This window comes from Cetobacterium sp. 2G large (genome assembly GCF_014250655.1).
GTDB lineage: Bacteria > Fusobacteriota > Fusobacteriia > Fusobacteriales > Fusobacteriaceae > Cetobacterium_A > Cetobacterium_A somerae.
The window spans coordinates 355,833-381,507 of the sequence record NZ_JACHTH010000005.1 but is presented as its reverse complement, the minus strand read 5'-3'; the positions used below and the strand labels follow the sequence as shown (position 1 = coordinate 381,507).

General features: G+C 29.1%; 21 protein-coding genes, 9 tRNA genes and 1 riboswitch. Of the genes, 1 reads left to right on the top strand and 29 read right to left on the bottom strand.

Annotated features, from left to right (window positions below; translation table 11 throughout):
- Positions 1–16: 16 nt before the first annotated feature.
- From H5J23_RS04665 to H5J23_RS04570, 20 genes are all read right to left on the bottom strand, one after another.
- A complete protein-coding gene (locus H5J23_RS04665) occupies positions 17–721 on the bottom strand; it encodes a pseudouridine synthase (protein WP_185892089.1) in 705 nt (234 codons plus the stop codon).
- On the bottom strand, positions 708–1,241 hold the full coding sequence (scpB, locus tag H5J23_RS04660; RefSeq protein WP_040406658.1) for an SMC-Scp complex subunit ScpB: 534 nt from the start codon (positions 1,239–1,241) through the stop codon (positions 708–710). Before scpB ends, H5J23_RS04665 begins: the two co-directional genes overlap by 14 nt.
- 14 nt (positions 1,242–1,255) lie before the next feature.
- A complete protein-coding gene (locus H5J23_RS04655) occupies positions 1,256–2,752 on the bottom strand; it encodes a hypothetical protein (RefSeq protein ID WP_185891125.1) in 1,497 nt (498 codons plus the stop codon).
- 11 nt (positions 2,753–2,763) lie between these two features.
- On the bottom strand, positions 2,764–3,810 hold the full coding sequence (locus H5J23_RS04650; protein WP_023051969.1) for a rod shape-determining protein: 1,047 nt from the start codon (positions 3,808–3,810) through the stop codon (positions 2,764–2,766).
- Between the two features lie 21 nt (positions 3,811–3,831).
- Complete coding sequence (locus H5J23_RS04645) at positions 3,832–4,410, bottom strand: nucleoside triphosphate pyrophosphatase (RefSeq protein ID WP_040406238.1); 579 nt, start codon at positions 4,408–4,410, stop codon at positions 3,832–3,834.
- Complete coding sequence (locus H5J23_RS04640; protein ID WP_185891123.1) at positions 4,340–5,242, bottom strand: hypothetical protein; 903 nt, start codon at positions 5,240–5,242, stop codon at positions 4,340–4,342. The genes H5J23_RS04645 and H5J23_RS04640 overlap by 71 nt, the downstream gene beginning before the upstream one ends.
- 126 nt (positions 5,243–5,368) lie before the next feature.
- Positions 5,369–5,451, bottom strand: a tRNA-Leu gene (locus tag H5J23_RS04635).
- Positions 5,452–5,453: 2 nt separating this feature from the next.
- A tRNA-Thr gene (locus H5J23_RS04630) sits at positions 5,454–5,529 on the bottom strand.
- A 26-nt stretch (positions 5,530–5,555) separates the two neighbouring features.
- A tRNA-Asp gene (locus tag H5J23_RS04625) sits at positions 5,556–5,632 on the bottom strand.
- A 5-nt stretch (positions 5,633–5,637) separates the two neighbouring features.
- A tRNA-Val gene (locus H5J23_RS04620) sits at positions 5,638–5,713 on the bottom strand.
- A gap of 2 nt (positions 5,714–5,715) precedes the next feature.
- Positions 5,716–5,790, bottom strand: a tRNA-Glu gene (locus tag H5J23_RS04615).
- A 9-nt stretch (positions 5,791–5,799) separates the two neighbouring features.
- Positions 5,800–5,875 (bottom strand) — tRNA-Lys (locus H5J23_RS04610).
- A 9-nt stretch (positions 5,876–5,884) separates the two neighbouring features.
- Positions 5,885–5,960 (bottom strand) — tRNA-Gly (locus H5J23_RS04605).
- A 53-nt stretch (positions 5,961–6,013) separates the two neighbouring features.
- Complete coding sequence (locus H5J23_RS04600) at positions 6,014–7,525, bottom strand: glycoside hydrolase family 10 protein (RefSeq protein ID WP_185891122.1); 1,512 nt, start codon at positions 7,523–7,525, stop codon at positions 6,014–6,016.
- Positions 7,526–7,535: 10 nt separating this feature from the next.
- Positions 7,536–8,030 carry a hypothetical protein gene (locus H5J23_RS04595; protein WP_023051420.1) on the bottom strand — a complete coding sequence of 165 codons (495 nt, stop codon included), beginning with the start codon at positions 8,028–8,030 and terminating at the stop codon, positions 7,536–7,538.
- A 70-nt stretch (positions 8,031–8,100) separates the two neighbouring features.
- Positions 8,101–9,126, bottom strand: a complete 1,026-nt coding sequence (gene glpX / locus H5J23_RS04590) for a class II fructose-bisphosphatase (protein WP_023051419.1) — start codon at positions 9,124–9,126, stop codon at positions 8,101–8,103.
- Between the two features lie 8 nt (positions 9,127–9,134).
- Positions 9,135–9,404, bottom strand: a complete 270-nt coding sequence (locus tag H5J23_RS04585; RefSeq protein ID WP_023051418.1) for a septum formation initiator family protein — start codon at positions 9,402–9,404, stop codon at positions 9,135–9,137.
- Positions 9,404–9,907: a peptide deformylase gene (gene def / locus H5J23_RS04580; protein ID WP_040407719.1), complete on the bottom strand. Its 504-nt coding sequence runs from the start codon at positions 9,905–9,907 to the stop codon at positions 9,404–9,406. Before def ends, H5J23_RS04585 begins: the two co-directional genes overlap by 1 nt.
- A 41-nt stretch (positions 9,908–9,948) precedes the next feature.
- Complete coding sequence (priA, locus tag H5J23_RS04575; RefSeq protein WP_185891120.1) at positions 9,949–12,231, bottom strand: primosomal protein N'; 2,283 nt, start codon at positions 12,229–12,231, stop codon at positions 9,949–9,951.
- A gap of 9 nt (positions 12,232–12,240) precedes the next feature.
- Positions 12,241–14,349: a penicillin-binding protein gene (locus H5J23_RS04570; protein WP_185891118.1), complete on the bottom strand. Its 2,109-nt coding sequence runs from the start codon at positions 14,347–14,349 to the stop codon at positions 12,241–12,243.
- Positions 14,350–14,446: 97 nt separating this feature from the next.
- Here H5J23_RS04570 and H5J23_RS04565 point away from each other — a divergent pair, with 97 nt between their 5' ends.
- Positions 14,447–14,953, top strand: coding sequence for an OmpH family outer membrane protein (locus H5J23_RS04565; protein WP_023051414.1), 507 nt, complete (start codon positions 14,447–14,449; stop codon positions 14,951–14,953).
- 81 nt (positions 14,954–15,034) lie between these two features.
- Here the strand turns inward: H5J23_RS04565 and H5J23_RS04560 are convergent.
- The 9 genes from H5J23_RS04560 to H5J23_RS04520 form a co-directional block, all read right to left on the bottom strand.
- Positions 15,035–15,110, bottom strand: a tRNA-Val gene (locus H5J23_RS04560).
- Between the two features lie 3 nt (positions 15,111–15,113).
- A tRNA-Glu gene (locus H5J23_RS04555) sits at positions 15,114–15,188 on the bottom strand.
- Positions 15,189–15,256: 68 nt separating this feature from the next.
- The gene (locus H5J23_RS04550; RefSeq protein ID WP_023051413.1) at positions 15,257–15,613 is read right to left on the bottom strand and encodes an arsenate reductase family protein; all 357 of its coding nucleotides are present in this window, start codon (positions 15,611–15,613) and stop codon (positions 15,257–15,259) included.
- An 84-nt stretch (positions 15,614–15,697) separates the two neighbouring features.
- A complete protein-coding gene (gene metK / locus H5J23_RS04545) occupies positions 15,698–16,852 on the bottom strand; it encodes a methionine adenosyltransferase (RefSeq protein WP_185891116.1) in 1,155 nt (384 codons plus the stop codon).
- Positions 16,853–16,933: 81 nt separating this feature from the next.
- Positions 16,934–17,021: riboswitch (SAM riboswitch) on the bottom strand.
- A gap of 54 nt (positions 17,022–17,075) precedes the next feature.
- On the bottom strand, positions 17,076–19,151 hold the full coding sequence (gene glyS, locus H5J23_RS04540) for a glycine--tRNA ligase subunit beta (protein WP_023051411.1): 2,076 nt from the start codon (positions 19,149–19,151) through the stop codon (positions 17,076–17,078).
- A gap of 25 nt (positions 19,152–19,176) precedes the next feature.
- On the bottom strand, positions 19,177–20,049 hold the full coding sequence (glyQ, locus tag H5J23_RS04535) for a glycine--tRNA ligase subunit alpha (protein WP_023051410.1): 873 nt from the start codon (positions 20,047–20,049) through the stop codon (positions 19,177–19,179).
- 11 nt (positions 20,050–20,060) lie between these two features.
- Positions 20,061–20,519 carry a signal peptidase II gene (gene lspA, locus H5J23_RS04530; protein ID WP_023051409.1) on the bottom strand — a complete coding sequence of 153 codons (459 nt, stop codon included), beginning with the start codon at positions 20,517–20,519 and terminating at the stop codon, positions 20,061–20,063.
- A 19-nt stretch (positions 20,520–20,538) separates the two neighbouring features.
- A complete protein-coding gene (gene ileS / locus H5J23_RS04525) occupies positions 20,539–23,334 on the bottom strand; it encodes an isoleucine--tRNA ligase (protein WP_023051408.1) in 2,796 nt (931 codons plus the stop codon).
- Entirely contained in the window at positions 23,334–25,673 is a 2,340-nt protein-coding gene (locus tag H5J23_RS04520) for a sensor histidine kinase (RefSeq protein ID WP_023051407.1), read from the bottom strand. Before H5J23_RS04520 ends, ileS begins: the two co-directional genes overlap by 1 nt.
- Between the last annotated feature and the right edge of the window lie 2 nt (positions 25,674–25,675).

The following is a 25,675-nucleotide window of genomic DNA, read 5'->3' as shown; positions in this document are numbered from 1 at the left end:
ATCTTCCTCCTATATTCTATAATGATTTTAAATACTTTATCTCTTGCGATGTTAGTTTTCTATATTTTCCTAACTCTAAATTCCCTAAATTTATCTTTCCAATAGCTTCTCTTCTTAAATATACTACTGGATGTTTTACTGCATCAAACATTCTTCTAACTTGACGATTTTTACCCTCTCTAATAGCTATTATAACTTCACTTCTACCTTGAGCTCTCTTTAATATCTTTGTCTTAGCAGGTAATGTTTGTCCGTCTTCTAAGTTTATACCTTTTGCTAATTTTGAAAGATCTTTATCTCTTATTTCACCTTTTACAATTGCAAAATATTCCTTATAAACTTCTCCTTTTGGATGTATAACTTTATTGAAGATATCTCCATCATTTGTCAAAATTATAGCTCCTTCTGTGTCAGCATCTAATCTTCCTATTGGATACAATCTTTCTTTAGTATCTATTAAATCTGTAACTGTCTTTCTTCCTCTATCATCTTTTGAAGCACTTAAAACACCTTTAGGTTTATTTAGTAAGAAATAAACTTTATTTTCTGATTTTGGTTTTTCAAATAACTGTCCCTTTATATAAATTTTATCTTTATCCGTAACTTTTTGTCCTGGTGTTACATCATTTCCATTAACTTTTATATCACCATTTTCAACAAGCTTATCTATCTCTCTTCTTGACGCATAACCACTCTGGGCTAAGTATTTATTTATTCTCATTGGTTCCATTTAATTTCTCCTTCATATCTTCATATTGTGGTAGTTCTTCTACCGATGAAATTCCTAGGTAACCTAAAAACTTATCTGTTATTTCATATAAATTTGGTCTTCCTATAGTTTCTCTTTTCCCACAAATTCTTATAAATTTTCTTTCTTCTAAAGTTTGAACTACTCTATCTGTGGAAACACCTCTTACTGCTTCTATTTCACTCTTAGTTATAGGCTGACGATAAGCTATTATTGATAATGTTTCTAAGGCAGCATTTGATAATTTTTTAGGTTTTACATCTTGTTTAAAATATAGATTTACTATTTCTCCGCATCTTGGATTTGTTATTAAATAAACAATTTCTTGATCTATTTCAATATTTATTCCTGTATTAAATCGCTCTTTTTTTAACTCTTCTAAAATTTGTAGAATTTTTTCTATAGATACTGAAAAAAATTTACTTAAATCTCTTATTTTTATTTCGTCTCCACCTAATAAAAGTATTGACTCTATCTGTTCCTTTATACCAATTATTTCTTCTTTAATCATATTAATCCCCTATATTGAATATTTATCAAATATAAATATACCTCTTCTAAGTCTAATTCATTATATTTTTCATTATAATTGATAAAATAATCTATATTATAAAATATTTTATCACTTTCAACTATATAATTATTTTTATATAATAACAGTGATAAACTTAAATTAGCTTTACTATCTATATTATCATCTTTTTTTAATAATCTAATCAAATTTTTTGTATTTTCTAATAATTTATTTATATTTTTTATTTGATTCTCTTGTGATAAAATATCTAAATACTTTATATAGTTATTATTTTTAATAATTCCAGAAGAGTTCAATATTTCTTTTTTTACTTTTCCTCTTATATCTTCTTTCATTAATTCTATTTCATTAAATAATAACTCATTTTTTTCTAATTTTTCTATCTCTAATAAAAAATTATAAAATACCAAACTATTTTCTAACCAATCGCCCTCTTTATTTGTTATACTTTTATAAGATTCTTGAATATCCTCTTTAACTTTTATAAAATTATTTCTTAATAAGGTTTTAGCATCACTGTTCTCTTTCAAATTAGATAATTTTATATAATAATAATATGTAAACATATTTTGAATACTATCGCCTCTATCAAAGTTAAACTCTGGAATTAATCTTTCTCTATTTAATATACCATTTAAATATATGACTTTCAATTGCTCCATATACTTTGCTCTACTCATGTTCATATTTAAACTGTTTTGATTACTAAAAGATATCAAATAAAGTTTTTTTATTTGGTTGATAACTGTATCTCTTAAATAATAATATTTTTTATTAAAGTTATCCCAAAACTTCTGTTCTCTAGCCATAACTTCTGCAAAAGAAATATTTGAAAATCTTGGTTTCTTTTTACTAAATACTATTTCTAAAGAATCATCTTTTTTGTTCTCAATATCTTTTACCAAGTATATTCGTTCATTTAATCCTTTTAATAAAGTAGTTTCTAATGACTTTACTTTAAAATTTTCAAAATCTCTTTCTGTTGCTACAAGAATATTAGATTTGTCATCTTTAGAAAAATTCAACATATCATATTTATAATATCCATCTTTATTTTCAACATTTCCTTCTAAGATTAACGGAGAAAACTTGTAAACTAACTTATATGGTTCATTCCATTTAACACCATTTAAATTAGTATAAATAAACATATCATTCTTGTTTTCATTAGATAATACTATATATGATTCCACAATATTATTGTTTATATTGTATTTCATATAAAAAATATTCTTACCATCTATAAATTTTGTTTGTGTATAGTAATTTCTTGCTCTATATATTTTATAATCTTTTATTAATAATATTTGTAAATTTGATAGTACATCCTTACTAAACTCTCTAGCCTTTACATTTGTTAAAATATTATTTTTGCCATCATAAAAAAGAGCTATCTCACCATTTGTGATGAGATAGTTCGCTCTCAATATTGAAGATACAAATAAAATTAGTAATATTATTCTCTTCATAGTGCCTCTTTTTAATAGTCACTTTCAGGAGAAATTAAAACTCTTTTATATTTATCAAATTCTTTTAAAAGTTGTTGAATTCCATTTACAACTGCATTTAAAGGATCTTCTGCAACAGTAACCTCTAAACTTAAGCTTTCAGCTATTCTCTTATCAATTCCTCTTAATAGAGCTCCTCCTCCAGCTAAATAGATTCCTTTTCTTTTTATATCAGAAGATAATTCTGGTGGAGTTTTTTCAAGAATACCTTTTATCTCTTCTATTATTAAAACTACAGCTTCTTCTAAAGCTTCTGCAATTTCAGATGAATAAACTTTTACATTTTTAGGTAATCCACTTAATGCGTTTCTTCCGCTAATTTCAATAAAAATATCCTCTTCTAAATCTGTTACTGCTCCAACTGCAATTTTTATCTCTTCAGCTGTTTTTTCACCAATAAATAGGTTATGCTTCTGTCTAATGTAATCTATGATTAAAGAATCAAATTTATCTCCAGCTATTTTTAAAGATGACGTTTTCACTATTCCTGCTAAAGATATTACTCCAATTTCAGTAGTTCCTCCACCAATATCAACAACCATATTTCCTTCAGGTTCAAATATATTTAATCCAATTCCTATCGCTGCTGCCATAGGCTCTTCTATTAAATAAGCTTCTCTTGCTCCAGCTTCTCTTGTTACATCCATAACGGCTCTTTTTTCTACTTGAGTTACTCCAGCTGGAACACATATAATAACTCTTGGACTTGATAAACTTTTTCCTCTATTTACAATTTTATAAAACTCTCTTAACATCTTTTCAGTTATTTCATAATCTGCAATAACTCCGTTTTTAAGAGGTCTTATAGCTTCAACTGTATGAGGTGTTCTTCCTATCATTTGTTTAGCTTTATCTCCAACTTCAAAAATATCTTTTGTTTTTGTATTAATAGCTACAACTGATGGAGCATTCATTATGATTCCTTTATTTTTCACACAGATTAATGTATTTGAAGTTCCTAAATCTATTCCTAAATCATCTGAAAATATTCCTAAAACTTTTCCAAATATTTTTTTCATTACAACTCTCCTTAAATTAATTTATATTTTATTTAAACTTTCTATTGGTATTTTTAAATTGTTTAAAGTTTTTATAAAATGATTTATTGGAAACCCCATAATTGCAAAGAAATCTCCATCTATTTTATCTACAAAAATTGAACCTAATCCCTGAATTCCATAAGCTCCAGCTTTATCCATAGGCTCTCCACTCTTTATATACCATTTTATCTCTTCATCACTTATCTGCTTAAAATAAACTGTGCTCTCTACAGAATTTGTTATTTTTATATTTTTCTCTAGATTTATTAATGTATAAGCCGTTATCACTTCATGATTTTTTCCAGATAGAGATTTTAACATTTTTTCAGCATCCATTTCACTCTTAGGTTTTCCCAAAATTTTCCCATCTATTACAACAACTGTGTCAGCTCCTACAACAAACTCTTTTGGATTTTCTACAGCTACTGCCATAACCTTTTTTAAAGAAATATCTTTTATTTGTTCCACAATCTCTACTTTATCACTTATTTCTTCTATATCCTTACTTTTAATTTGAAGTTGAAATCCCAACTGTGCTAATATCTCTTTCCTTCTCGGGGATTTGGATGCTAATATCATCGTCTTCATCTATCCTTTCTATATCATTTTCTTTATCTTCTTTATCTTCTTTATCTTCTTCATTTTCTACAACTATATTTTCTAAGTTTTCTTCAAATTCTTGAGAAATATTTACTTGTAATATCAAATCATTTTCAGGGACTTCCTCTAAATTGGCTTCTTTTACTTCCATTTCTAAAAGATCTTTCTCCTGATAAGCTTTTTGGATATTACATATTTCATCATAGATATCTTTTTCTAGCTTAGCTTGTTTCTCTAACCTAATTTGCTCCTCTTTTAATCTTCTTTCCTCTTTAATTCTAAGAATTTGTCCTTTAAAAAAATTAATAACTGATAAAATTAATTTTCTTATCATTTTTCCACAAATTACAATTACAGATAGAAAAATTATGAAAATTAAGCTGCCTGCAAACACATTAGTTTTAACATTTGGAAATATCTTTAAAAATGTATATAATTCAATATAACCTAAGTTAATGTTTAATAGACCAACTTGAATAACATACTGTTGAATTGAATCCATTGTTCCTTCCATTTGTTCTTTTAAACTATCTAATAAATAAAGATATCCTGTAGCTATTCCCAAAATAATCATAAAAAATAACCTCGTTTTCAGAACAACTCTTTTATTTGGATTTTTCATAAACATTGAAAAACCATATCCCACTAAAAATATCCATAGTAACTTTTCATATATTCCAAAATACTCTTTTATATATAGATATATATTATTTATTTGCAAAAGATTAGGATAAAAATATCCTAAAAAAAAGTAAATCAATGAAATTATATATATATATTTAAAACTAAATAACCACTTTATTTTTTTCATTCAAGCACCTTTTTATTAAACTTTTTTCATATTATTGTACCATAGAGATATATAGTTTTCAAGCAATTAAGATTTGGATAAAAAAAAAGTAGACTTCGTTGAAGTCTACTGTTATTAGTCATAAAGTGGTGCGAGAGGAGGGACTTGAACCCTCACGTCGAAACGCCAGATCCTAAGTCTGGTGCGTCTGCCAATTCCGCCACCCTCGCAGTGGTGCCGCTTATCGGAGTCGAACCAATCACCTACTGATTACAAGTCAGTTGCTCTACCAGATGAGCTAAAGCGGCTTTTATTTACTTTATAAAAAAATTAATGGCGGGAGTGACGAGGGTCGAACTCGCGACCTCATGCGTGACAGGCATGCGCTCTAACCAACTGAGCTACACCCCCATTAATGGTGGAAACAACTGGACTTGAACCAGTGACCCCCTGCTTGTAAGGCAGGTGCTCTCCCAACTGAGCTATGCTTCCAATGGTACCCCGTAGGGGAATCGAACCCCTGTTTATAGAGTGAAAATCTATTGTCCTTACCACTGAACGAACGGGGCAGTGGTAAATGGTGCGTCATACTGGGCTCGAACCAGTGACAACACGATTAAAAGTCGTGTGCTCTACCATCTGAGCTAATGACGCATCTTTGTATGGAGCGGGAGACGAGGGTCGAACTCGCGACATTCAGCTTGGAAGGCTGACGCTCTACCAACTGAGCTACTCCCGCATCACTTACAAAGATATAGTACCACAATTTATATTGTTTGTCAACAAAGTTTTTTATTTTTTTAAAATAATTTTTTCCTTTACTTCACCTTGATTATGAACTCTATCTACTGGAGCTATTTTATAATAATAAGTCTTATTTTTTTCAATATTTTTATCTAAATATTTTAATCCATATTTTCTTTTTACAGTAGTTAAAAGGTATTTAGAGTTTTTTTCGTCAAACTCTTTATCTGTACTTCTATATATAGCATAATAATCAGCATAATTGTTAGCCGGATCATCCCAGGTCAAAAGAACTCCATCTTTTATAATTTTTGCTTTTATATTAGTCACTGGCTTTGGAGCTATAATATCTATCCATGGACTTGTTGGAGGCAATACCTGTGTCTCGTAAACTTTTTCTTTTAAATTTGTTTTAATATTCAAGCTATTTTTTTGAATCTTATCAAATCCAAAAAATACACTTCCATGAACATTCTCAAAATTTCTATTATACTTTATTTGATCTATAAGTTCATTCTCGTTTCTCCAAGCTTTATTACTTCCGATTTTATAAGCTGCATGACCTATGTACAAATGAACATTACTATTCTTAACTTCATTTATCCACCAATTAACCAAAATGTCATACTGAGCAACTTTTAAGTTAAAATCCCAATATATTTGTGGAACTATATAATCTATCCATTCATTTTGTATCCACGTCCTTGTATCTGCATATAAAGTATCATAATTTTCTGCACCCGCTCTTGTTGCCGATCCAGTTGGATCTTTATCATTGTTTCTCCAAACTCCAAAAGGACTTATTCCAAACTTCACATAAGGCTTTGTCTTTTTTATTTTTTTCGATAACTCCATTACAAAAGTATCTGTATTTTTTCTTCTCCAGTCCTCAAGCTTCATTCCTTTTCCATATAGTTTATAAGATTTAGTATCTCCAAAAGGAACAACTTTTTTGTTTTTATCTAACACTGGATATGGATAAAAATAATCATCCATATGAACACCATCTATATTATAATTTTTTACAACATCAACTATAACATCCTCTGTAAACTCCCTAGCTTTTGGATTTCCAGGATCATAATAATATTTACCACCATATTCAATAACCCAGTTAGGATTTTTTTTAGCTATATGATTTTCAGGAATTTTTTCATTATTTTTTAATGTTATTCTATATGGATTAAACCACGCATGAAATTCTAAATTTCTTTTATGAGCTTCTTCTACAAAAAATTCCAAAGGATCATATCCTGGATCTTTACCACTTTCTCCAGTTATATATTTAGACCATGGCTCTTTATTAACTTTTTTATAAAATCTATCTGCTGTAGGTCTCACCTGCATTATTACAGCATTCATATTCAAACTTTTTATTTCATCTAAAATATCAATATACTCTTGCTTTTGTTCTTCAATACTTAACCCTTGTTTAGAAGGCCAATTTATATTGTCAACTGTTGCTATCCAAACTCCTCTGAACTCTCGCTTATTATCTTTACTAAAAACAAAAGAAAAACTTATTAAAAACAAGCAAAGTAAAAAAGTTAATTTTTTCATAGAATCACTCCTATCCCTTTATTATTGAAAACTTACCCTTTAGTTCATCCTTTAAAGTACAGATAAAGTCAATTTTATTTCCCATAATTAAAGGGATAATTATCTCTCTTTTATCAATTGTAACTATTCTTATTATAACTTGTAGTCTATTTCCTTTTCCTACTACTCCTTCTTTCATAGTACATGTATCTATTTCATCAAAAGATAGATTCAATCCTTGACCTAAAATCCTTTTATTTTCACAATCTAAAATTATTTTATATTTAAAAAGATTTTTTAAATGTTTAAATCCTAAAAATAATAGCAATGCAGCTATTCCTATGTATGGTATGCTATAATTCTTTGTATACCCTATATATCCTTGAAGAGCTCCAATTAATATAAGTGGTACTCCTGTTCCTAACCATACAATCATTTTTTTACCTTCAAGTGTATACTTCTTTAATGGTTTATATTGTACTTTTGTCTTTTCTATTTTTTTTATAAAATCATCATAAAAAAACATTTATCCTCCTCATTTAATAATGAAGAAAAGTAGAGAATATTCTCTACTTTTCTATTCAATTATTATTTAATTATTTTACTAATTCCATTATATCTTCAGGTTTATAATCTAGGTTATGAACAGCATTTATATATCTAACTGTTTTACTTTTTCCTCTTATAACTAAAGTTTGAGTTCTAGCTATATTCCCTTTTCTTTTTACACCTTCTAAAAGATCTCCACTTGTTATTCCTGTAGCTGAGAAAATAACTTCATCATCTTTTACAAGATCATCCATCTTTAAAACATCCCCTACTCTTAGTCCCATCTCTTCACATCTAGACTTTTCATATGCAGATATTTTATCGTTTTCTAATGACACACCTTTTACTTCACTTCTTAATTTTAATCTAGCTTGCATATCTCCACCTAAAGCCTTGATTACAGCAGCTGATATAACACCTTCTGGAGCTCCACCTATACCATAAAGTACATCTACATCTGAATCTACAACTGATGTTAATATTGACCCTGCTACATCTCCATCTGGTAAAGCATAAACTTTAATATTTAAATCTTGTAAATCTTTTATTATAGTTTTATGTCTTGGTTTGTCTAATACTACTACTGTTAGCTCATTTAATGGTTTATTTAAAGCTTTACATATATTATCTATATTTTCCATTAAAGGTTTTGATAAATCAATTACACCTTTTGCTTCAGGTCCTACTATTAATTTTTCCATATACATATCTGGAGCTTTTAAAAAGCTGCCTTTGTTTCCTACTGCTAAAACTGCGATTGCATTAGCTTGACCTTGTGCTGTCATTCTTGTTCCTTCAACTGGATCTACAGCAATATCAACTTGTGAATATCTTTCTTTATCAGGAGAATCTATTCCTACCTTTTCACCGATGTATAGCATAGGAGCTTCATCAATCTCTCCCTCTCCTATTACAATCTCCCCTTGAATTTTTATCCCATTTAGTACAGTTCTCATAGCGTCTACCGCTGCTTGATCTGCTGCCTCCTTATCTCCTCTACCTACCCATTTGTAAGCTGCTAAGGCTGCTGCTTCTGTAACTCTAGCAAACTCTAAAGCTAACTCTCTTTTCATTTTTCCTCCTACTTTGTTTCAATTAATCTATAAATTTTTTCTCCTGGTAAAACCATTTGGAGTTGATTCCTAGCTACTTTTTCTCTGTAAAAGGGATTATTTATATTCTCAATCATTTCATCATATCTAACAATTAAGCTTTCAATCTCTTTTTTTTGTTTAATCTTTATCTCTTGCTCCATTTTTAACTTATCGATTTTAACAAATGATCTAAATATATTTTGTCCTAAAAATGCAAAATGTATAACTAACGGGACTATCCAAAGTAGATTTTTCATTAGTTTTTACCTACCTCTTTTTTCAAAAGTTGTAATTTTTTAGATACCATTCTTTTAGCCACTGGTGATATTTTATCTACAAATAAAATAGCTTCTAAATGGTCATACTCGTGTTGGAAAGCTCTTCCTAAAAGTTCTGTTCCCTCTTCTATTACTTCTTCACCCTTTTCGTTTAAATACTTTATCTTTACTGTCACTGATCTTTTTACAGGTTTATAAATTCCTGGAACACTTAAACATCCTTCATCTATATTTTCAACAGTATCTGATAACTCTATTAATTCTGGATTTATAATTTTTCTTACAATCCCATCTCCAACGTCAATTACAAACATTCTCTTGCTTATTCCAACTTGTGGTGCTGCAAGTCCTACTCCATTAGCTTCGTGCATTGTTTCTACCATATTATCTAAAATTTCAAGTATCTCTGGCGTTATTTCTGTTACTGGCTCAGCTACAGTTCTTAAACATTCATTTCCATATATTTTTATGTCGTATAACATGTATTTTCCTCCAATTCTCTTTTTTTTCAATATATATTATATCATATTAGATTAATCGGGTCTACATCAACAACTATTCTATATTTTTTATTCTCTATTTTTTTCAATTTATTTTCTAAAAATACTTTATACTCATTGATTTCTCTTCTGTCCCCTTTTATAAATATATTACATCTATATCTTCCTTTTACTTTATAAACTAAGGATTTCATAGGTCCATATAGTTCTACCTTTTCATGTTCAATCTCTTTAAATACCAAATGACAATACTCTTCTAATCCATACTCCTCATTTGAAGATATTCCAATATTTATTACTTTTGAAAATGGGGGATAAAAAAGTATCTCTCTTTTCTCTATCTCTTTTTCATAAAAATTTATATAACTATTTTCCTGAATTTTTTCTATTATATAATTTTCAGGTTGATAAGTCTGAATTATAACTTTCCCCTTTTTCTCTCCTCTTCCAGCTCTTCCTGCTACTTGAGTTATCATTTGATATGTTCTTTCACCTGATCTAAAATCAGGGATACTCATAATTGTATCTGCATTTATTACTCCAACTAAAGTTACATTGGGAAAATGTAATCCTCTAGATATCATTTGAGTTCCAATCATAATATCGTATTTACCACCCCAAAAATCATTATACATATTTTCATAAAAATTTTTTTCTTTTGAAACATCTCCATCAACTCTAATTATATTTACAGGAAATCTTTTTCGAAGCTCCTCTTCTACTCTTTCAACTCCACGTCCACTAAAGGATATATTTTTACTTCCACACTTAGAACAATGACCTAAAAATCTTTTTGATATGCCACAATAGTTACACTTTAAGCTGTTATTACTTGCATAATAGTTTAATTTTATAGAACAATGCTCACACTCTTCCATATGTCCACACTCTTGGCATTGAACTAATGTAGAATATCCTTTTCTATTTAGAAGAAGTATTATTTGTTCTTTTCTTAAAAGTGCTCCTCTTATCTCCTCTAAAAGTTTTTCACTGAAAAAGCTATCTTTTTCCTCTTTCATATCCACAATCTCTATCTCTGGTAATTTTGCATCCTTATATCTATGATCTATCTCAAAAAGTTGAAATATTCCTTTTTTAGCATAGTAGTAACTTTCAATCGATGGTGTTGCTGAACCTAAAACTACTTTTGCATTTTCTAATTCAGCTTTTTTTATAGCTACATACTTTGCATTATACCTTGGTGTACTATCTTGTTTATAACTATTTTCGTGCTCTTCATCTACAATAATGTATTCGAGATTTTTTACAGGAGCAAAAATTGCTGAACGAACTCCTAAAACAACTCTTTTATCACCTGTATATATGCTATACCACTCTTTAGCTCTTTCTATATTAGATAATCTACTATGAAGTATTGCCACCCCTTCTCCAAATTCTTTTTTAAATCTTTTTACCATTTGAGGAGTTAAAGATATTTCTGGAACTAAAAATATTGATCCTTTTCCATTTTCTAAAGCTCTCTTTATAAGTTGTATATATATCTCAGTTTTTCCCGATCCTGTTACTCCTCTTATTAAAAAATGCCTTTTATTTGAAGTTTCAATACCACTTTTTATTCTCTCTTGCTCTGAATTTAATTTAGTATCCTCTTTACATACCTCTTTTTCAATATCTTTTTTCAATTTTTCTTCATTAAAACTTTTTATTTTTCTTTCAAGTATTAATGTTCCGTTCTTCAAATGATTTTCAATAGTTTTTTTGTCAAATTTCTTTTCTAAAGTTGCTTTTCCAATTTCTACTCTCTCTTGAAAATATAATTTCAGTTCTAAATCAACATCTTCAACATCTTCTTGAAGACCATACCAACTATCTTGAACTTTTAAATAATTATTATCTAGATATTCCTGTATTTTATTTTTTGTGAATCTATCAACCAATGTTTTTTTTCTAACTAAACTCTTTTTCAAAAAATATTCTAAAATCTCATCTTTAATTAAAGTGCCACTAAGATTTTTAGGTCGATAAATATCCTCATACTTTATTTTTACTCCTGAAGGCACTGCTGTAGAAAAAACTTGATCAAAAGGACTCATATAGTAATCTCTTATCCATAACAACAATTTTATAAATTTTTTAGAAAAACTTAACTCTTCATATAATACTTTTTTTATTTTCAAAACTTTAAAAGTATACTCTTTATCTTTTTCTTCTTCAATAATTAGTCCCACTTTATCTTTATTTCTAAAAGATACCAAAACTCTATCTCCAACGTTTATACTCTCTTCATCACTGGCATAAGTATAGAAATCTTTTGTCTTTTCTATATAGACACTATAATATCTCATTACTTTCTCCTAGTTTAATTTTATTTTTATTTTCTTTATATCTACCAATTCTTTTTGTGGTTCAACGCTTTGACTTTGAACAACACCTGTTCCTGTTAATTCAACTTCAATATCACTACCCTTAAAAATTTCAATAACCTCTCTGGCACTTAACCCTTTTAGATCTGGCATTATAACTAATTCTTCATTATTTTCTATACTTCTCAAACTTCGTTTTCCTTGAACTCTTATGTTCTCTATCTTTTGTGAATAAATATTTTTTATCTTAGTTACCCTTTTTACAACTTCTCCTAATACTGGAGCTGCTGCTGTTCCGCCATATTTATCATACAAAACATCTCCTTGAGGCTTAAAAAACATAGCTAGTAGTATATACTGAGGTTTTTCTACAGGAAAAAATCCCATTACAGATGATAAATATTCATGCTTTACATATCTTCCATGTTCACTATATTGAGCAGTTCCTGTTTTTCCACCTATTCTATAATCATCAACATGAGCTTTTTTTACAGTTCCTTCCAATACAGCTAACTCCATCATCGCTCTCATCTCTTTTGATACTGCTTCTGTTATAATTTTCCCTTTTTGTATAGGTAAATTTCTTCTAACTACTAAACCATCTCTATCTGTTATTTTATCAACTATATATGGTTGATACATTACTCCACCATTTATTACTGCGGAAAAAGCCGTTATCATTTGAATTGGTGTTACGGCAATTCCTTGTCCAAAGGACATTGTACTTTTTTTCAATCCATTCCATCTTTTTACAGATTCTCTTCTAGGTTTTTTTTCATAAGGATAATCAACACCTGTTTTATCATATAATCCAAATCTCTCTAAATATGAGTCAAACTCCTCATTTGTAAATTTATCTCCTATTAATACCATTCCTACGTTACTTGACTTTTTTAATATCTCTTCAGTTGTTAAAATACCTTTTACACTTCTACTACTTTCTCTTATAGTATGTTTATATTTCGTTATGGTTCCATTTCCAATATCAAAATTAGTATTTCTTCTTATTTTTTTCTCTTGTAAGGCTGCGGCTATTACAAGTGGTTTAAATATAGATCCCGGCTCTACTTGGGATTGGAATATTGGATTAGCTACATTTTTTTTATTTTTTCTAAAAAATGAAGTTGCTAATATTTTACCATTATTTGGATCCATTAAAACAGCGTACGCCTCTTCTGAATTTGTTTTTTTAAACTGTTTTTCCATTTCATCATTTAAAATATATTGTAAATCATTATCAACAGTTAAATGAATATTCATACCATCTAAATTAACTTTTGTTCTAGCACTAGAAGTAGGCAATCCGATTCCTAAACTTCTAATACTTGGGATTATTCTAGATATTTTATCCCCTTTTAAATAATTTTCATAAAAAAGTTCTATTCCAAAAATCCCTTCTTTTTCTGTACCCTTCTTAAAACCTATATTTCCAACTAAAAAGAAATATTGATCCGGCTTGTAATATCTTCTTTCTTTTCTTCCACTTAAAAATATAATATTTTTACCTTTTATATTATATTTTTCTAAAATCTCTTCAATCTCTTTTTTCTCTACATCATCTATATTCCTGTTTAATCTTTTATAAACTCTTTCCTCTTTTCCTAGTTTATTTATTGTATTTAACAATGGTCTATAGTTATCTCTTATATACTTCTTATTTACTAACTCTTTTAAAGCTTCAGGTGCCTCTAAAGATTTTATAAATCTTTTGGGATCAACTGATAATTCGTACATATTAATACTATATGCTAACCCTTTTCCCTTTGAATCGTATATGTTTCCTCTTTCTCCACCTTCTCTTCTTTCGACATTTATCTGCTTATTTATAGCTTCTTTATAATTGTTTGAATCAAATAATTGTATCTGAATCATTCTAAATATTAAAATAAAAAAACAAAATAAAATTATATCTGAAGCTATAAACGATCTTAGTATAAAATTATTTTTCATTTTTATTTTTTTCCATTTAAAAAAAACGTATAGATTATATATTAACATTAAAACTACCGCAACTGTTAATAAAAATTTTCTATAATATAAAGAAAGCCCGATACCAAATATCTGTATCAAAAGTAAAAATATTTTTAGTTTCTTATTCAATTCTCCACCCTCTTTTTATTTTTCTTTTAAATATTATATCAAATATTGACAAAATAATGTATAATAAGAATAAAATTCCACAAAAAGGAGTATTTATATGAATGTTTTATTTCTATTGCTTTTTATGACCACTTCAGCCTTTGCACTCAATATTGGAGTTATCGACTCTGAATACATCTTTAGTCAATACAATAAGCGTTTTGAAATGGAAGAAAAACTTGAAAATAAAAGATTAGAGTTAAATTCAGAAATTGAAGGATTAAGACAAAGCTTATTAGAACAAGAGAAGATTATCAAATCAAATTCAAAAATTACAGAAGATGACAAAAAAAAATTATTAGATTTAAAAAAACAATTTCAAGAAAAGATTGAGACTTCTGAACGTGTTTTTCAAGAGGATCAACAAAATTTTATTTATGATATAAAATTCGAAATAGATTCTGTTGCTATTTTAATTGGAAAACAAAAAAATTTAGAAATGGTTATTGAAAAAAGTGCTACAATTTATGGTGGTGTTGACCTAACTGAAGATGTTCTTAATTTTTTAAACAATAAAGAGTCTTATAAACTAGATACAACTAATCTTTTGAAAAAGCAATTGTAAAAAAGGGCTAAGCATAATTTATCCCTTTTTTTATTTTACAAAAAATAAAAAAAAAGCACATATGTGCTTTAAAAGTTCAAATGGTGGAAACAACTGGACTTGAACCAGTGACCCCCTGCTTGTAAGGCAGGTGCTCTCCCAACTGAGCTATGCTTCCAAATGGTACCCCGTAGGGGAATCGAACCCCTGTTTATAGAGTGAAAATCTATTGTCCTTACCACTGAACGAACGGGGCAACTATCGCTGACGCGTTGTTGCTACATAATAATAGTACCATTTTTTTCATTCTTTGTCAATAGTTTTTTAATTTTTTATCTCTTCCCATTCTTTTTCTTTAAATCCTATTAAAACCTTGTCTTTCCCTATAAGTAGCGGTCTTTTTACTAACATTCCATTAGTTGATAGAATATCTAAAAGTTCATCTTCATTGTTTTGAGCTACTTTTTCCTTTAAGTTCATCTCTCTATATAGAATACCACTTGTATTAAAAAACTTTTTTATTGGCTGACCACTTAAAGTAATCCATTTTTTTAACTCCTCTTTTGTTGGTTTATTTTCAACAATATGTCTTGACTCAAAATCCACTCCATTTTCTTCTAGCCATTTTTTTGCCTTTGCACACGTTGAACATTTAGGATAATTTACAAATAAATATTTCATAATTCACCTCTCCTTTTCTTTTTTTATAGCTTAACACTAAAATAAAAAAAAGGGAAGTACATTCTTCCCTTTTTTCGTATAGTATTATCTGTTTAAATATTTTTTTAACTCTTCAGCTTTATTTACTCTTTCCCAAGGTAAATCTAAATCTGTTCTTCCAATATGTCCAAAAGCTGCTAAATCTTGATAATTAAAGTTTCCACTTCTTAACTCTAAATCTCTTTCAATTCCTCTTGGTGTTAAATCAAATACATTTTGAACAGCTTCAGCTAATTTAATTTCATCTACTTTTCCTGTTCCAAACGTTTCCACTTTTACAGATGTTGGCTCAACTACTCCAATAGCATATGATAATTGAACTTCACATTTATCAGCTAAGTCTGCTGCAACAATATTTTTTGCTACCCATCTAGCTGCATATGCAGCTGATCTATCAACCTTTGAAGGATCCTTTCCAGAGAAAGCTCCTCCTCCATGTCTGAAAAACCCACCATAAGTATCAACAATTATTTTTCTTCCAGTTAATCCTGTATCTCCATGTGGTCCTCCAATTACGAATCTTCCAGTTGGATTTATATGATAATTTTTTACTTCTTCTGCATTTAAGTTATATGCTTCTAAAACTGGCTTTATTACTAGCTCTTTTACATCTTTATGAATTTGCTCTTGAGTTACATCTGGATTATGTTGAACTGAAACTACAACAGTATCTACTCCTACAACTTTTCCATTCTCATCATAAGCTAATGTAACTTGAGACTTTGCATCTGGTCTTGCCCAAACTAACTCTTTTGATCTTGTTAATCTAGTCAATTTTACAATTATTTCTCTTGCTAAAACTAATGCTAATGGCATTAACTCCGGTGTTTCTTTTACAGCTCCACCAAACATTATTCCTTGATCTCCTGCTCCTCCTACATCTACACCCATAGCTATATCAGGAGATTGAGAATGAATTGCATTTAAAACTCCGCAATCTGAATCAAATCCCATTCCTTGTTTATATCCAATTTCATCTATTTTATTTCTAACTATATCTTGTATATCAATATAAGTTGTTGTTGTTATCTCTCCTCCTACAACAACTTGTCCTGTTGTACAGAAAACCTCACAAGCTACTCTTGCTGCTGGATCATTTTTAATACATGCGTCTAATACTGCATCTGATATTTGATCTGCTATTTTATCTGGATGTCCTGGTGATACACACTCCGAAGTAAAGTAAGTTAAATTTTTCATTGTTTCCTCCTAAATATTAATCAAAAGAGATAAAAAAAGCCTTTTATCTCTCCAGAAAGATAAAAGGCTTTATGCTCTTATAAGTCATCTTTCTGGAATTAGCACCACACCTCTAAGGTAGGTTGCTGAAACGTCATAGGGCCAGTCCCTCAGTCTCTCTTGATGATTTTGTTTTTTTTGTAACTAAATTATATATTATTTGTATTATTTAGTCAATATTTTTTTATTTTTTCTCTTCAATTAATGTTAAATTAACCATTTTATTAAAGATTGTAGCTATATAATTAAGCTGTGATAATCTATTATTTTTTATAACCTCATCTTTGTCCATTACCATTATAGATTCAAAGTATCTATTGATAATATCTTCAGTTGATAAAAGTACATTTAAGTATCCTATATAATTTTTAGCAACTAACATCTCTTTTGCATCTCTTGCAACTTCTTGAGATTTATCAAATAGTTCTTTCTCTATCTCTTCTTTTAAAAGATTAGGATCTACCATAACTCCCTCAAATCCTTTAGAGATATTTCCAACTCTTTTCATTAATGAAACTAAGTTATTAAAGCTATCCATTTTTGTAAATTCATCAACTGCTTTTATTCTTAATAAAGTATCAACTAAGTTATCAAAACTCTTATCTACAACTGCAGATACAATATCCTTTGAATATCCCATTTCTGTAAATACATTTAATGCTCTTTGCTTAAAGAACTCCATTACTTCATTTAAAACTTCAGCTTTATCTCTTTTTAATACTCCTGCAGCAGCAAGTGTGTCTAAAGCTCTTTCCACTAAAGCCTTTAAAGAAATATTTAAATTTGAATCTAAAACAATATTTACAATACCTAAAGCTGCTCTTCTTAAAGCAAATGGATCCTTAGAACCACTTGGAATTATTCCAACACCAAAACATCCACAAAGAGTGTCTATTCTATCAGATATTCCTGCTATAATTCCTTCTACACCTTTTGGTAAAAGATCTCCTTGATATCTTGGGTAATAGTGTTCTTCAATTCCCTTTGCTACTAACTCAGACTCTCCTGATTTTAGTGCATAGTCTGCTCCCATAAATCCTTGAAGTTTTGTAAACTCTTTTTCTCCAATCATGTTAGAAACTAAATCAGCTTTTGCTAGTAAAATTGTTCTATCAATAGTTTCTTTTCTAGTTTCCATTCCTGTAGCTTCTATTAAATAATCTGCTATTTTTTGAGATCTTTCAATTTTGTTATATATAGTTCCTAAATCTTTTTGGAATACAACTTGTTTTAATTTCTCCACATTTTCTACTAGAGGCTTCTTTAAATCTTCGTGGTAGAAGAATCTTGCATCAGCAAGTCTCGCAGATAAAACCTTCTCATTTCCTTTTCTAACTTGTTCAGAATCTTCAATACCATTTCTAATTACAACAAATTTAGGTAAAAGTTTTCCTTCTAAATCTAAAATAGGAAAATATCTTTGGTGAACTTGCATAGATATAATTAAAACATCTTGGGGAACTTCTAAGAAATCAGAATTAAATGTTCCAACTATTGGATATGGATATTCAACTAAGTTTGCAACCTCTTTTAATAAATCTTCATCTACTAAAACTTGCTCATTAGAATCCTCACATTTTTCTTTTATAAGTTTCTTAATTAAGTTCTTTCTCTCTTCAACATCTATAATTACATTATTTTCTTTTATTTTTTCAAAATATTCATCAATAGTAGAAACCTCAAAATTACTTCCAAAGAATCTGTGCCCTCTAGATGCTCTTCCACTTTTTATTCCTTCTATTTCAAAATTTACTATTTCTCCATCTACTAAAGCTAAGAACCATTGAATTGGTCTAGCAAACTTTAATTTTTTCATTCCCCACTTCATTGATTTAGGGAAGTTTATCTCTAGTACCAATTCTTTTAAAAGATCAGAAAGTAGAGCTTTTGTACATTCACCTTTTAAAAACTTTCTAACTGCTATATACTCCCCTTTAGGAGTTTCTATGATTTCTAAATCTGTAGCTTCTACGCCTTGAGATTTAGCAAATCCTAATCCTGCTCTTGAAATTTCTCCATTTTCACCAAAAGCAACTTGTTTTGCAGGTCCCATATTTAAGATATCTAAGTTTTCTTGAGTTTCTGCCAATCCCTCTACTAAAACAACCAGTCTTCTTGGTGTTCCAAAAGTTTTTATTTCATCAAATTTTATTCTTTTTTCATTTAACTTACCTTCTAAGTTCTCTTTCATCTCTTTTAGAGTTTGAACAAGGAATCTTGCAGGTAACTCTTCCATTCCTATTTCAAAAAGTAATCTCACTTTCTATTCCTCCTCTTTTTTCCTTTTACTTTTTTTTCAGTAAAGGGTATCCTAGTTCTTTTCTATTTTGTACAAATACTTCTGCACATCTCTTAGCTAGGTTTCTAACTCTTAAAATATAAGCCATTCTCTCTGTTGTAGAGATTGCTCCTCTTGAGTCTAGAACGTTGAATGTGTGAGAACATTTTAAAACATAGTCATATGCTGGCATTACTAAATTTTCGTTTAATGCTCTATCAGCTTCTTTTTCATAATCATCAAACCATCTAAAGTGGCTTTCTAAATCTGCTACTTCAAATGAGTATTTTGAATTTTCATACTCGTACTGATATCTCATATCTCCATATTTAATTCCTGGTGCCCACTCTAAATCATACACATTTTCTTTATTTTGAATATATAATGCTAATCTTTCTAATCCGTATGTTATTTCAACAGGAACAACTTCTAACTCCAATCCTCCAACTTGTTGGAAATATGTAAACTGAGTTACTTCCATTCCATCTAGCCATACTTCCCATCCTAATCCCCATGCTCCTAATGTTGGTGACTCCCAGTCATCTTCAACAAAACGAATATCATGCTTTAAAGGATCGATTCCTAAAACTTTTAGTGATTCTAAATAAAGCTCTTGAATGTTGTCTGGTGATGGTTTCATTATAACTTGAAATTGGTGGTGTTGATAAACTCTATTTGGATTTTCTCCATATCTACCATCCTTTGGTCTTCTTGATGGTTCAACATATGCTACATTCCATGGCTCTGGTCCTAAAGACATTAAAAATGTATTCGGATTAAATGTTCCAGCTCCTGTTTCTATATCGTATGGATTTCCAATGATACACCCTTTTGAACTCCAATACTGCTGAAGAGCAAATATCATCTCTTGAAATGTCATTTCACTTCCTCCTAATCTTTCTTTTTCCTTTTACTATCTAGTAAGCTATCTACTATTATTAAAATAACCCCTATATTTATCCAAACATCAGCTAGATTAAATACAAATACCCATATACCTCTAAAGTCAATCATATCAATGACAAATCCTCTATAGATTCTATCAATAATATTTCCTATTGCTCCACCTAAAATAAATGAATACCCTAACTTCTCAATAACTGAAAATTTATTTCTATTTTTAAAAAAGTAAAAACCTAATCCAAATATCACTACAATTGTTAAAATAGAGATTATATCAAGTTTTCCTTGAAACATTCCAAAGGCTATTCCTCTATTTTTTACATAAGTTAGATGGAAAAACTCTCCCAGAATTGGGAAAGTTTCTCCTTCTACTAACCAAGTATCTATTTCATATTTGGATATTTGATCTAAGAATACTAATAAAAATATTATCCCTATATATAACACAGCTCACCTCTTTGAATAATTAATCAACTAGTGCTGATGTACATCTTGGACATACTGTTGGATGCTCTGGATTAGTTCCTAACTCTGTCGAGTATTTCCAACATCTTTCACACTTCTCTCCATCTGCGTGCTCAACTTTTACAAATAAAGCTTCTTGCTCCTCACCTTTTACAAATGAATCATCTTTTTCATTAGCAATTACTAATTGAGAAACGATAAATACCTCTTCTAAAATCTCTTTATTATCTTCTAAGAATTTTGCTAACTCTGTATTATCTGCACTTAAAATAACTTTTGCATCTAAAGAGTTTCCTATTATCTTATTTTCACCTTGTCTTGCTAACTCTAATGTTTTATTAACATCTTTTCTTAACTTTACAATCTCTTCCCACTTTGTATCTAATTCATCATTTAAGTATTGATCATTATTTACATACCAATCAGTTAATAATACTGACTCTGAATCCTTTAATGATTCTGGTAAAGTTTCCCAAATCTCTTCAGCTGTAAATGATAATATAGGTGCTACCATTTTAGTTAACGTTACTAAAACTTCTGACATTACTGTTTGTGCTGCTCTTCTTTCTTTAGAATCAGCTTTTTCAGCATATAATCTATCTTTGATTATATCTAAATAGAATGCTGACATATCAATTCCTGAGAAATAATGAATTTCTTGGAATAAGTTATAGAACTCATATTTTTCATATGATTCTGTTACTACCCTTTTTAATCTTTCTAATTTATTTAATGCCCACTTATCAATTTCCATTAAGTCCTCATAAGCTACTGCATCTGTTAACGGATTAAAATCTGCTGAGTTTCCTAATATATATCTAGCTGTATTTCTTACTCTTCTATAAGCTTCTGCCATTTGTTTTAAAATATTATCAGATATTTTTACATCTTCTCTATAATCAACTGATGCACACCATAATCTTAGTATATCTGCTCCATAAACTTTAATTATATCTTGAGGAGCCACAACATTTCCTACTGATTTTGACATTTTCTTACCTTCTCCGTCATTTACAAATCCGTGAGTTAATAACATTTTAAATGGTGCATCTCCTGTTGATCCAACTGATGTTAATAGTGATGTTTGGAACCATCCTCTATGTTGATCTGATCCTTCTAAATATAAGTCAGCTGGTCTATGTAATCCCTCTCTAGTCTCTAGAACTGATCTATGAGATACTCCTGAGTCAAACCAAACGTCCATTATATTTGTTTCTTTTCTTAATTCTAATCCTTTTAGATTATACTTAACTAATAGATCTTCTCCAATTAATTCCTCAGCCGAATATTTTACCCAAGCTGCTGACCCTTCTTTTTTAACAAGTTCAATAACTCTATCTAAAATTTCTCTTTCGAATATCTCTTTTCCTGTTGCTTCATTATAGAATACAGGAATTGGTACTCCCCATGTTCTTTGTCTTGAGATACACCAGTCAGGTCTTGTCTCTAACATAGAACCTATTCTATTTCTTCCCCACTCTGGAACAAATTTAACATCATCTAAAGCTCTTAATGCCTTTTCTCTTAAATCTGAACCTTCACATCTTATAAACCATTGCTCAGTTGCTCTAAAGATTACTGGAGTTTTTGATCTCCAGTCATGAGGATAAGAGTGCTCAAACTCTTTGTAGCTTAATAAGTGCCCTGTTTCTGTTAAGTGCTCTGCTATAACTTTATTTGCTTTTTTATAGAATAATCCAGCAAATTGTCCAGCTTCCTCTGTTAATACTCCTTTATTATTAATTGGAGAAATGATTGGTAATCCGTATCTAACTCCTACAACATAGTCATCTTGACCATGTCCTGGTGCAGTATGTACAACTCCTGTTCCTGCTTCAGCAGTTACATGTGTTCCTAGTACCACTTTTCCTGTTCTATCTAAGAATGGATGTTTATATGTTAAGTTCTCTAAGTCAGCTCCAACAAACTCTTTTACTAGCTCCATCTCTTTTATTCCCATGTCGCTAAATGCCTTATCTGCTAAAACTTTTGCTAAAATTAGATTTCCTTTTTCTGTTTTATATATTCCGTACTCAAACTCTCCATTTAAAGCAATTCCTGTATTTGCAGGTAAAGTCCATGGAGTAGTTGTCCAGATAACTAGATATAATGGTTCTGTCATATCTAACTTATCCATAATCTCTTTGTTAGCTTCCATTTTTACATAAATAGATGGAGAAACATGATTTTTATACTCAATTTCAGCTTCTGCTAAAGCTGTTTCTGTTACTGGTGACCAGTAAATTGGCTTTAACCCTTTAAAAATATATCCATTTTCATAAAGCTCACCAAATACTTCTAATTGCTTTGCTTCATACTCAGGATTTAAAGTTAAGTATGGCTTATCCCACTCTCCTAAAACTCCTAATCTTTGGAATCCTTCTTTTTGAATTTCTACCCATTTTTTAGCATATTCTGTACACTTCTCTCTGATTTCAAGAGGTGACATTTCTTTCATTTTTGCACCTAATTCCTCACTTACCTTTAATTCTATTGGTAGTCCATGAGTATCCCATCCAGGAACGTAAGGTACTGTGTATCCAGATAATCTTTTATACTTTAAAATTATATCTTTTAATATTTTATTTAAAGCATGACCTATATGGATTCCACCGTTTGCGTACGGAGGTCCATCGTGAAGTATAAATGTTTTACTTCCCTTTTGTAATCCCTTTTCATAAATTTTTTCATCTTCCCACTTTTTTAAGATGTTTGGTTCCTTCGTTGGTAAGTTTGCCCTCATTTGGAAACTTGTTTTCGGAAGGTTCAACGTTTTCCCGTAATCTTTTTCTTCCATTAGACTTCCTCCTTATATGCATTTAAAGTTATTTTTACTTCAGTACTATTCCCCTCTTCTGAAAAATGTTTTATTACTCCACCATGGTCTTTTATCACCTTATGGACGAAAAACAATCCTAACCCTAAGGTTTGAGGAGAATAACTTATAAACGGTTCGTAAATATCTTCCAATTGTTTAGATGATATTCCAATACCATTATCAATAATTTTCAACTCTATTTTTTCATTAATTTTTCTTTTAGAAAGAATTATATCTATCCTTCTATTATTTTGTTTATCTAAGAGAGCATTACAAGCATTATCTATAAGCTCTTTTATTACTTTTTTTAATTTTCTTCTACTACCTAAGACACTTCCACTTGTAGCATTAAAAAATGAAATCGAAATATTTTCACTTTTAAATTTTTGGCTATAGTCTGCTATTGTCTCATTTATTATTTTATCTAAACTAACTCGCTCATATTTATCTTCAATTTCTTCAGAATAAATTTTTAATGATTCATTATCCTCTTTAATTCTTGCTAAATACGGCTTAATAGTTGTTAATTCCTCTATTATCTTTTCTCCAGGATTTTCTGAGTCAACACATTTCAATAACTTTTCAACAACTTCTCCTCTTAACTTTAAAAATCTTGTAGCTAACTTTTCTATTGTTAGAACTCTTTCACTTTCTAAAGTATCTAAAATTGTTTCTTTGTTATTTATTCCTATAGAAAAATTCATCGAAAGTAGATTTAATAACTCTAACTCTTCCTGATTAATTCTAATATCCTTTGCGTAATTATCTACTACTACTACACCTGAAAATTTTCCAGCTCCATGAATTGGAAAAATAAAGAAGTTTTTTAATCCGATAGCTTTTAAAACATCATTTCCTAAATCATATTTATATCCAGCATCATTTTTATAGATTATCTTTTGTTCTTTAAATGATTTTGCTAATAAATTATCATTATTTATAGGAACTTTTGTAAATAAAACTAGCTCTTTTAAATTTTTCAATTGAAATTTAAAACCTTTTTTACTTTCCTCTTTTAAACTACGATTTATAGCAACTTCTTCTCCGATTAAATAATCATTTTCTCTACTGTATCTAAAATACATTGCTCTACTATAACCAAGCCCAACTTCTGAAGTAAATCCTGAAACAAGTTTTTTTATAGTTTTAAATGTATCTTGTTCTATATTCATACCCATTAAAAGTTTATCAATAGCTTCAATTCTTTCAATATTTCTAACTAACTCTTTATTTTGAATAGTTAAATCTTCTTGGGCGATATTTAATTTTTCAACCATCTCTTTAAAAGATATTGATAGTGTCCTAATCTCACCTTGACCAATAACTTTTATATCATCAACCTTTTCACCCTTTGAAATTTCATCGGCTAAATCAGCTATTTGTGTAAGAGGCATCAATAATTTTCTAAATACTTTACTTGATACTGTAGAACTTATAATCATTATTAAAAGAACTAAAATACCTATATAAATAGATGTCATAAGCTTTTCTTCAGTTAATCTTTCTTTTGATAATGAAAGTATAAAACTTCCTAAATAACTATCATTATAACCTATTAAATTATAAATTCCAACATAATATGATAATCCATTGATTTTTTTATTCAAATAATAGTTTTTATAATCTTTTTTTAAGATTTCTTTATATGTTCTATTTGAAAAGAAAAACTTAGCTTGAAGTTCATCTTTATCTGGACTATTAGTTACAAAATATACTCTATCTTTTGAACTTAATTCCAATCCATCTGTTAAAGAAGTTAAAAAATCTCTATTTATAGGAATTGAAACTACTAAATAATATGTTGTTGTTTCATTTCCATATGGAATAACGACTCTCGCATAAATTTTATTGTCAACTTGAGCTAAATAATATCCAGTCTCTTCAAACTCCTTTTTACTAGATGTTTCAAGCAATATATGTATATTATCTTCATTTAGTGTCCCTAAATTCCCCTTATTTCCATACTCCCCCAATAGCTCTCCTTCTGAGGAGATAATAGTTATTACAGAGTTATAATAATTTCTAAAATCTTCTTTTAACAAATTATATTTTAGCATCTCTGCTATTTGTTGATTCCCTTCACTAATTCTATATTTTCCAATCTCTTTATAGACATCATTTCTAATCTCTCCAAAATAAGATTTATAATTTCCCATAAGAAGGTTCATCTTATTTTTAGTAGTGTCTTCGATTCTTTGTTCCATATCTTGGAATGAAGTTAATATTACAACTATTGCGATTAAAATTGATGTCAAAAATATTGCTATATCATTATAAAAAATTATTTTTATTAACAAGGAATCTTTTCTTATTTTCATCC